This window comes from Janthinobacterium sp. FT14W (assembly GCF_009208755.1).
In the GTDB taxonomy this organism is placed as follows: Bacteria; Pseudomonadota; Gammaproteobacteria; order Burkholderiales; family Burkholderiaceae_D; genus Janthinobacterium; species Janthinobacterium violaceinigrum.
Map to the genome: position 1 here is coordinate 1 of NZ_WFLL01000195.1, position 227 is coordinate 227.

The following is a 227-nucleotide window of genomic DNA, read 5'->3' on the forward strand; positions in this document are numbered from 1 at the left end:
CCGTCGTATGATGCGATGGGGGGACGGATCGCGGAAGGTTGTCTGACTGTTGGAATAGTCAGTTTCTGTCTCATAGAAGGTACTTAGGCAAATCCGGGTACGGAATTCAAGGGGATGGGACGAGTGCACTTGTGCACGAAGCAATCGGAAGTGGTTCCAAGAAAAGCCTCTAAGCTTCAGTCATACGAGACCGTACCGCAAACCGACACAGGTGGGCGAGATGAGTA

General features: G+C 52.0%; 1 rRNA gene. It reads left to right on the forward strand.

Features of this window, described 5'->3' with window-relative positions:
- Positions 1–227 (forward strand): 23S ribosomal RNA (locus GCN74_RS29765); the annotation flags it as partial.